Raw genomic sequence first — 7786 nt, 5'->3', positions numbered from 1 at the left:
TTCAGATTGCACTCACTGTTTTCACCTCTCTGCTGTATTGCGCTCGCATCCCTCTTTAAAAACTGTCCGGAGTATTGATGATGAGACTCCTCAAAAGACTGGACATAGAGGTATTATCCTCCATCCTTTACATAAAAGCACTACCTAAAATTTTACAACATCACCCAAGTTAGTAGCAAAGAAATTACAGCACAAACTGATACTAATGCGACAAATGCTCGCGAGAAATCCAGCTCGAAACTGAGATTTAAAGTTCTAGCAAAACTGGAACCAGATACAGGTGCGAGCGCCCAAGAAACCAAAGCCTGTGGCAGGTTTATTCTCGCCACTAATATGCTGGAATCTCAGCAATTAGAGCCAGACGATATGATTGTGAAATACAAGGAACAGCCGTCAGCAGAAAGAGAGTTTGGGTTCTTGAAAAATCCGCTATTTTTTACCGACAGTGTATTTCTCAAGTCGCCGGAAAGAATCGAAGCTTTGGCATTGGTAATGGGTTTATGTTTGTTGGTCTATACTTTAAGTCAAAGGTTACTGCGTCACAATTTGCAACGCACTAATTCCAAATTAAAAAATCAGTTAGGTAAACAAACTAATCGACCGACGCTCCGTTGGATTTGCCAGATTTTTCAATCGATTCATCTTGTGAGCCTGCAAGGGATTCAACAAATTTTTAATTTAACAACCGAGCGAATGGCTATATTAAACTTGCTGCCGCTCTCCTGTAAGTCTTATTATTTATTACTCTGAAATTAAGAAGTTTACTAGTTGGAGCCAAACTGACTGAAGCGTCAGAAATATTTGATTCAGTAGTGATGTATAATTGTCAGGCTGCTGAAGATATCTGCTGTCCCTTAATAGTTAATTATGACGGATGAAGGTGTTGTTAGATATGAAGAATCTAGGACTGATGCCCGAAAGCATTTAATTTTCAACAAACCCCAACAGATCGATGCGATTGTGACCCCTTCAGGAGCGGGTATTTTTGACTATTATCTCGTCCTAGAGACTCTCCATTAGCACCCCAACTGTGTGTGTGCCAGTTGAGGGTGCGGAATGTGAGTTTTAAGTATTTATACTGTATCGAGCTGTTCGCGCTAGACCATCCCACGGAATTTACTGCCCGCCCGCACCCCATGTGACAGTTGGGGTGCGGAATGTGGGTTGTTTACGGGTGGGAGGTTAGAGGAGGAATCGTGCTGCGACTGTTAGGAGAGTGGTGAGGAAGTGGAATTTTCACAGCAATGGCTGCGGTGAGGTTTCTCTCTACTCCCCACTCCCCAATCTTTCCCCGTTAATCTCTTACCCTCCCCAACTTTCCATCACCTTAATTTCTACCTCGCAAGGAATCGGAGAGAGAAATTTATTCCCGGCTCTCACCATACATTTTTTAAGCATTGCTTTAACGTGGTTTACTTCTTCGATAGGACTCTCTATTAAAATTTCATCGTGAACCACACAAATCAGTTTAGCATCCGTGCAGCTTAGAGGTGAAAAAATGAGAGCAAGAGCGAGTTTAGTAATGTCAGCGCTCATCCCTTGAATTGGGTTATTTAGCATTTCGTTAAGCAGCGGTTTAGTATCTTTTGACCATAATCTCCTTCTGCCTAAGACTGTCCGACTCTCTCGAATACCTCGGCTCCAGGCGCTCCGAACTTTGCCGTGAAATTGTTTGATACCTGTATAGGATTCAAAGAACTTCTTACGAAAGTGTGAAGCTTGTTGCAGCGTTAAAGTGACTCCATGCTCTGCTTGAGCCATATTCTTAAATTTCTGTGCTCCCATGCCATAAATTAAACCGAAGTTAATAATTTTGCCGAGCTGTCTGTCTTCGACAGTAATTTTAGATAAAGGTTTTGCTAGCACCAAGGAAGCTGTGAGAGAGTGCAAATCTTCCCCTTTGGAGTAAGCTTTGACCATCGTGCGATCGCCGGAAACCTTCGCCATGATCCGCAGTTCAATCTGGCTGTAATCGGCTTTGAGTAGGACGTAACCGGGTGCAGCTTTAAAACACTGTCGGGTTTCCTTATCTCTGGGGATATTCGTTAAATTTGGCTCTCGACAACTAAACCGTCCTGATCTAGCACCAATCTGAAACCAATTGGGATGAATGCGCCCTGTAATCGGGTGAATGCGTTCAGGTAAACCCAGAGTAAAAGTATCGATACGAGCCGATAAACTGCGGTATTCTAACAGTGCTTGAATAACGGGATACTCGCCTTGCAAAGGAATTAAATGTTGAGAGCTAGTGGAAGTAACAGGAATACCTTTTTCTTGCAAAGCCGCTAAGACTTGCTTGGGAGAGCGAGGATTAATTGTATCCGTAAATTCTGGCAGCAGAGAGATTTGTTGGTGAGGGTTAAGTCGATGAAGCTGCGAATTAATTTGTTTTAAAAGAGAGTCGCGTTGGTGGCAGAGCTTCACTCCCAAAACTCTCCACTGTTCTCTATCTAAAAGCATTCCGTTGAGTTCCATAGAAGCCACCGCAGGCAGACAAGCAAACTCTAGTAAAGCAGTTTTCCATAGCTTAGAAGCTTTCAATTTTTGTTCGAGAACAGCAGCCAGCGAGAGTAAAATTGCAGCATCGGTAGCAGCATATTGGAGTTGAGCGAGTGTTAAGTTTCCCGACCAATCGCTAACTTGCTGCGTTTTGTCTAGCTTTACTTTCAACAAATTCTCAGTGACAGCCTCTAGGGACAGGTGGCGTTTTAGTCCAGCCGTCAGCACTCGGTAAGCCAAATAGGTATCGAAAAAGGGTTTGGATGGTTCCAGTCCGGCAAAAGCGAGCATTTGGCATTCAAATTTGAGGTTGTGACCTACCTTCAGTGCAGGACTGGCTAGAAGCAAGCGTAATGGTTCGAGGGAACTCGGTTCAATGGCCCATAAATCTACAATGATTACTGGATGGTCAGGAATGGCAAGTTGTAACAATCTAATTTTGGCTTGGTAGGGGTCAAGCCCTGTCGTTTCGCAGTCTATACCGATGATTTTTGCTTGTTGGAATGGTTGAAGGGCTATTTCAAGATTGAAAGCAGTATCGATTAGTTGGTAAGGAGTTTTAAGTGTAGCTTGCAACGGAGGTTTTTGATTTTTATCGGTTAAAATAGTTGGAATAGCTGTTAATATTTCAGGCTTATGGGGCGGATTAGCTCTCATCATTACTTTCGTTTCCAAAGGAGAGTAAAAGGAGCCGGGGCTGTCAATACCTGTCCGGTGTTTTGAGTAACGCTTGAGGATGTCTTGTGGAGTTAGCGGTTTCATTGCACGATCGCCAAAAATTTTCAAAGCTGCGATCGCGATCGCGGTTTAAAAAATAAACTCGATCGAGTTGAAGCAGCGCAATCTTGACCAAATAATGAGTGATGAGTAATGAGTAACAGAAGTAATTGGGGTAAACCCGAGATCCGCGCCGTCAATCGAACTGACAATTATCGCAATCTTAACAATCCTGAAATCGGAACAGATGCGGCAGCAAACGACAGCAGCAAAAACTCTCCAACTGCACGTAAAAAAACCTTTTTTATGTTATATCCAAGATAAATTTTTTCAGGGAAACCCTATAAGCGAGCGCACTTTACAAATCCCGCTAGCGAGCATAAAAACGATTACTTGGGAGAAAATTCATTGACTGTAATTAGCAATCATTTTGACCTACTCTATTTCACAAATTGTAATTTAGATCGACCTTTAAGCCGCGATTCAAAAATTGTCATTCCCACCCGTCAACTCGGCTTGCTACCAAATCATCCACTTAATCCCCAAAATGAAATAACTTTTCTGTCAAAATCTTACCTAATTTTCGATGGAGTCAAAACATCGGTACGCCAATTAACCGAATATGTAGAAGAGCCTCTCGGCTCCCATGATTTCAAGCCTCTCGAAAAAACCTCTAGAAAAGTTATAGATGATGATTTTCCAAATGTTGGTAAAACTGTCAGCTTATTTGGACTAGAAGGTGTTTTTGAAAACCCATTAGAATGGGTGGATTGGGAGATAGAAAGTGCATCATTTTATTTGATAGAATATTTAGCATATGACAGTAATTTACCGACTTGTGGATAAATATAACTAATTTTATTCTACAATGATACTTATCAAGCATCAATTTGATGTTCCTAAATCCAGTGGAAAATGTTGTATTGGTCGGCAAGCAATTGCTTTTGAGGCAAGCACAGTTAACGTAACTTAAAAAGTAGTTTATCGAAAGCGCAGACAAAGATGATTAATCTGATACAAGAGCGTGCTACCAAAGAGCAACTTGAAGAAATGTTGGAAATCCTGAGCAGTTATATTAAACTGGCAGTGGATATCGAACGGGGAATTTTAGCTGGTGGTGGAGAGCTTCGCGCTGACTGCGAAGCTGTATTGCTGGAAAATGGGAGCAAGCAAGTAGATATTTGGGGAGCAGATTGGTATCCGCTGACACAAGAAGTAGGTTATGAATCTCTCATCAATATCCGCCCCCGCCAAAACAATCGTTCGATGGAAATTCAAGATCCGATGATTCGAGATCGAGTTGCTCAGATCGTTCAACGGCTATTAGGAGAGTTATGAGAGATTGGAATGCTTTAAAGTCACGCTATTTGCGAGACGAACTGCCGGTTCGTCTGGGAAATTTAGCATCAAATTTAGCGCGAATCAAATCCCGCTGTCAAAATACAGCTCATGGCGAAATAATTGAAGATTTACTGCAAGAAAGCAAGCTGTTTATTGAATGGACTGCTGCCGATACAGAGATAGAAATAGCTGCTGAGTTAGTTGAGTTGCAGGTTCAGTTAGCTTGCTGGCAGTATTCTTGGGCTGAGATTCGATCGAACGTTCAGCAACGAATAAAAGTTAGCGAACAGGTAAAAATCTGGTCAGAAAAAGTGCTGAATATGTCGGGTTTGTTGGCTGCGAATTAGACAAGTGCGCGATCGCTCTTGATGCGCGATGTGCTATTTTCTCCATAAGAGCGATCGCGTTACGCAGTTGCAAATTCAGTAAACTGACGCAAACGCGGTGGATGAAAGGCAAGGACAATATCTTCGCGGGACACTCCTGCTTGCAGTAAATCAGTTGCAATACCGTCCTCAGTCCGGTCTTCTTCAATTCAGATTTTTCCGTCTTTCAGGCGAACGTGAATGACATTGCGGTTGATGCGGTTATCTTGATGCCATCCCATTTTCATGAGAAGATAAGTAGTTGCACATAATTAATTACACAGATTCTCGGCTCAAACCCTTACAAGCGTAAAGAGTCTTTACTGTAATTAATTTTGTTTGGTTACTTAGTGCTCGCGAATCGGGTCGAACAGCAAAACAGATTCGACATCGGAATTGCCCGAAGTTAGCTGCTGGTATTCTTCGAGGATTTTTTAGATTAAGCTTCGGTAGCGTTCGAGTTTATCCATCTTTCAATGATCTCCTGGATTGGATCGAAAACCAAAACGATATTTCTTATCCAAATTTTTTATTTAAAATCGTCAGTTAAGTCCAAGGAAATAACTCGATCGGGCGCAAGAAGCCCTCCGACTTTTATTACTTGCAATTCTCCGGTTTCTTGCGGATACTGTGCTTTCACTCGGGCAATTGCTGCATCTAAACTAGAAGCCTGAGCAATATACACTTTTTCCAGAGAGCTTAGCACCCAAATAGGTTGGGGCCACTTATGTCGGGGTTGTAGAACACAATTGTGAATTACTTGGCAAGTATACAGAACAATTTGCTCGATCGCGCTTGACGAACAAAACTCACCCAATTCCGATTCAATACACTGTTTGAGTTCTCGTGCCGGAATGTATTCTGCAACTGATTCAAAGGGCGCTAATTTCGGTTGTGGATTAGACGTTCGAGTGCTTTCTTGCACTACTAGCGATTCTATAAAATAACTCACTTGGGTGACGATTGAGTCAAAATCTACCTCCATCAATAAATGACCTAAATACTCCCTCAACAAATTTCTTAACTTCTCATCAGATATATTGATGCCGCAGGTTTTTAGATAAACTGAAGGTCGATCTCCTAAATTCCGACCACAGCCAACTTCTCCGTTAGCTGCATCTTCAGCTTCTACCAGTTCCATCAAACGCTGGTGGCGGATTGTATCATTTATTGTGGATTGAGGCTCGGAGGGAATTGATTTACTCATATTTCTGTCCTTAATGTTTCAAAGTAATTAAGATTGTCGGGTTCTTCAGGATCTGGGCCGCAGTCCAACAGCCCCACTCTCAACTTTCTATAAAATGGTAGCGCACCCGGCAGAGCGTGCAAACCTATCCTTCCTAGATATCCTAATTCTTCGCTGCGGGCGATCGCAAAATCTATCAGAGTTCCACCTACTCCTTTATAAGTAGGAGGATTGGTGATAGCATGTCGATTCCAAGGAGCCGTTGCTAGGGCTCTGACATACACCAATCTACGTCTTAATTGAGACTCAATATAGCAGCGTTTTTTTAGGATATCAATTGTCATTAAACCCTGAGTTGTGCCATCGCACTCAATGGCATATAGTTCATCTCCCGGTAAAAATTTAGTTCGATAGCTTTTGCTCACCCAATCCCAGTATTCATCCTCTTCCCCGCTTCCCCTCAATATTGGTTCCCAAAGGGTTGCGGCATCATCTAAATGCTTTTGGGCAACAGAGGTCAGGATGGCATCAACCACCTGCATATCTCGAACTCGAAGAAGCTGGATGGGGCGATTCAATTGCAACACCTAACTCGATAACTAGATTATAGCCTAATACAGTTTCTAACGTTGATAAATTTATCAGCGAGATTTTGAAAATCTTCTGTTTGAGGAATGGTTAAAAGAGAAACTACAAAATATGAATGTCAAGTTGAATTACTAGCTTAAATTGAGGCGAGCGCTTATACTTGATACTTTTTGTCAACCTCTTTTACTGAACTGGCGTTCTAAACAACTTTCATAGAGCTGCCCCCTCCAAATGGAGGGGGTAATTTTTAGTGAACGAAATCGCTCACAGGGATGAAGTTGCAAAAACTAAATGCGATTTAAGTTAAAACTATTCACCACATAAACTAAGAAAAACCATGCACAATTCATCGATCGAACCTAATTCCGGCTATAACAACTCCGGTTACGAATCGCAACCCGATTTGACTGTCGGTTACTCATCACCTAGGGAAGTTCGTCAAGGTAATTTTGACGACGCTTACCAAGAAAATGTTTATGATTTGTCCAACTTAGCAGATACTCCTTGGACAGATTCAGCAGTCCGGTCGAATCCACAGTTGGAACTGGAGCTTGATTAAAGAAAAAAGCGAAGATCGAGAAATGCAGTCCTGGACGCATCAACTCAGAAAAAATAGAGCAGCTTTCTTTTTCGCGATTTTAGTTAACATCAAGAGGATTTCCATGAACAGTCCCAAGCCGTTAAAAAAATCAAGCCAGATAGGCTCTGCCTTAATAGCTGCCAGTACACTCTGCCTAATTTTTGCTTTCATCTGCATTACTTTCTTCAGCTTCCCATCAATTGCTAGCGCTAGTTCCTTACCTACTAAAATTTGGGAAAAAGAACAATCTAGAGTTTTGCTGCCAGATTGGAGCCAGATTACCTTTAGTTCCCTGCCCGCCGTTGCTAGTTCTGGAAGTTCAGGCGGTCGAAGCTGGCAAGCCGGCACTTCTGTTGACAACATCTTGAAGCTGGGGGACATCAACGATGTAAAACCTGAAATTCTGTCTTTGCAAGCAATTGAACAATTGGCACTAGAGAGGCAGTCCAGTAGAAGTAGTTGACAAAAAATACAGTTTCTGCTGATGCTGATTTATAAGTAAATGTGATA

General features: G+C 42.1%; 8 protein-coding genes and 2 pseudogenes. 6 read left to right on the top strand and 4 right to left on the bottom strand.

The genetic code is table 11. From position 1 onward, the window contains the following. Window positions 1–144 precede the first annotated feature (144 nt). A pseudogene (locus tag QUB08_RS30755) lies at window positions 145–750 on the top strand (IS1634 family transposase); the annotation flags it as partial. A gap of 552 nt (window positions 751–1302) precedes the next feature. On the opposite strand, the gene QUB08_RS30750 reads toward QUB08_RS30755, so the two are convergent. Further along, on the bottom strand, window positions 1303–3261 hold the full coding sequence (locus QUB08_RS30750; protein ID WP_333229946.1) for a bifunctional 3'-5' exonuclease/DNA polymerase: 1959 nt from the start codon (window positions 3259–3261) through the stop codon (window positions 1303–1305). 363 nt (window positions 3262–3624) lie between these two features. Here QUB08_RS30750 and QUB08_RS30745 point away from each other — a divergent pair, with 363 nt between their 5' ends. From QUB08_RS30745 to QUB08_RS30735, 3 genes are all read left to right on the top strand, one after another. Continuing rightward, window positions 3625–4062, top strand: a complete 438-nt coding sequence (locus QUB08_RS30745; RefSeq protein WP_333229944.1) for a hypothetical protein — start codon at window positions 3625–3627, stop codon at window positions 4060–4062. 156 nt (window positions 4063–4218) lie between these two features. Beyond that, window positions 4219–4554, top strand: a complete 336-nt coding sequence (locus QUB08_RS30740; protein WP_333229942.1) for a DUF5674 family protein — start codon at window positions 4219–4221, stop codon at window positions 4552–4554. Then, window positions 4551–4904 carry a hypothetical protein gene (locus tag QUB08_RS30735; RefSeq protein ID WP_106331790.1) on the top strand — a complete coding sequence of 118 codons (354 nt, stop codon included), beginning with the start codon at window positions 4551–4553 and terminating at the stop codon, window positions 4902–4904. Before QUB08_RS30740 ends, QUB08_RS30735 begins: the two co-directional genes overlap by 4 nt. Before the next feature lie 59 nt (window positions 4905–4963). Here QUB08_RS30735 and QUB08_RS30730 read toward each other — a convergent pair. The 3 genes and pseudogenes from QUB08_RS30730 to QUB08_RS30720 form a co-directional block, all read right to left on the bottom strand. Beyond that, window positions 4964–5170, bottom strand: a pseudogene (locus QUB08_RS30730) (element excision factor XisI family protein). A 281-nt stretch (window positions 5171–5451) separates the two neighbouring features. Then, window positions 5452–6129, bottom strand: coding sequence for a hypothetical protein (locus QUB08_RS30725; RefSeq protein WP_333229940.1), 678 nt, complete (start codon window positions 6127–6129; stop codon window positions 5452–5454). Next, window positions 6126–6686: a GNAT family N-acetyltransferase gene (locus QUB08_RS30720; protein WP_333229939.1), complete on the bottom strand. Its 561-nt coding sequence runs from the start codon at window positions 6684–6686 to the stop codon at window positions 6126–6128. Before QUB08_RS30720 ends, QUB08_RS30725 begins: the two co-directional genes overlap by 4 nt. Before the next feature lie 347 nt (window positions 6687–7033). Between QUB08_RS30720 and QUB08_RS30715 the strand changes: the two genes are divergently transcribed. Continuing rightward, entirely contained in the window at window positions 7034–7255 is a 222-nt protein-coding gene (locus tag QUB08_RS30715) for a hypothetical protein (RefSeq protein ID WP_333132777.1), read from the top strand. Window positions 7256–7277: 22 nt separating this feature from the next. Then, complete coding sequence (locus QUB08_RS30710) at window positions 7278–7739, top strand: hypothetical protein (RefSeq protein ID WP_333229937.1); 462 nt, start codon at window positions 7278–7280, stop codon at window positions 7737–7739. Window positions 7740–7786 lie beyond the last annotated feature (47 nt).

The organism is Microcoleus sp. BR0-C5, assembly GCF_036705045.1.
Classification (GTDB): Bacteria; Cyanobacteriota; Cyanobacteriia; order Cyanobacteriales; family Microcoleaceae; genus Microcoleus.
This window is presented reverse-complemented; position numbering and strand designations above follow the sequence as displayed.

Coding starts and splice junctions, on each gene's coding strand:
- QUB08_RS30750 (WP_333229946.1), bottom strand. CDS start 3,261: ATGAAACCGCTAACTCCACAAGACATCCTCAAGCGTTACTCAAAACAC.
- QUB08_RS30740 (WP_333229942.1), top strand. CDS start 4,219: ATGATTAATCTGATACAAGAGCGTGCTACCAAAGAGCAACTTGAAGAA.
- QUB08_RS30735 (WP_106331790.1), top strand. CDS start 4,551: ATGAGAGATTGGAATGCTTTAAAGTCACGCTATTTGCGAGACGAACTG.
- QUB08_RS30725 (WP_333229940.1), bottom strand. CDS start 6,129: ATGAGTAAATCAATTCCCTCCGAGCCTCAATCCACAATAAATGATACA.
- QUB08_RS30715 (WP_333132777.1), top strand. CDS start 7,034: ATGCACAATTCATCGATCGAACCTAATTCCGGCTATAACAACTCCGGT.
- QUB08_RS30710 (WP_333229937.1), top strand. CDS start 7,278: ATGCAGTCCTGGACGCATCAACTCAGAAAAAATAGAGCAGCTTTCTTT.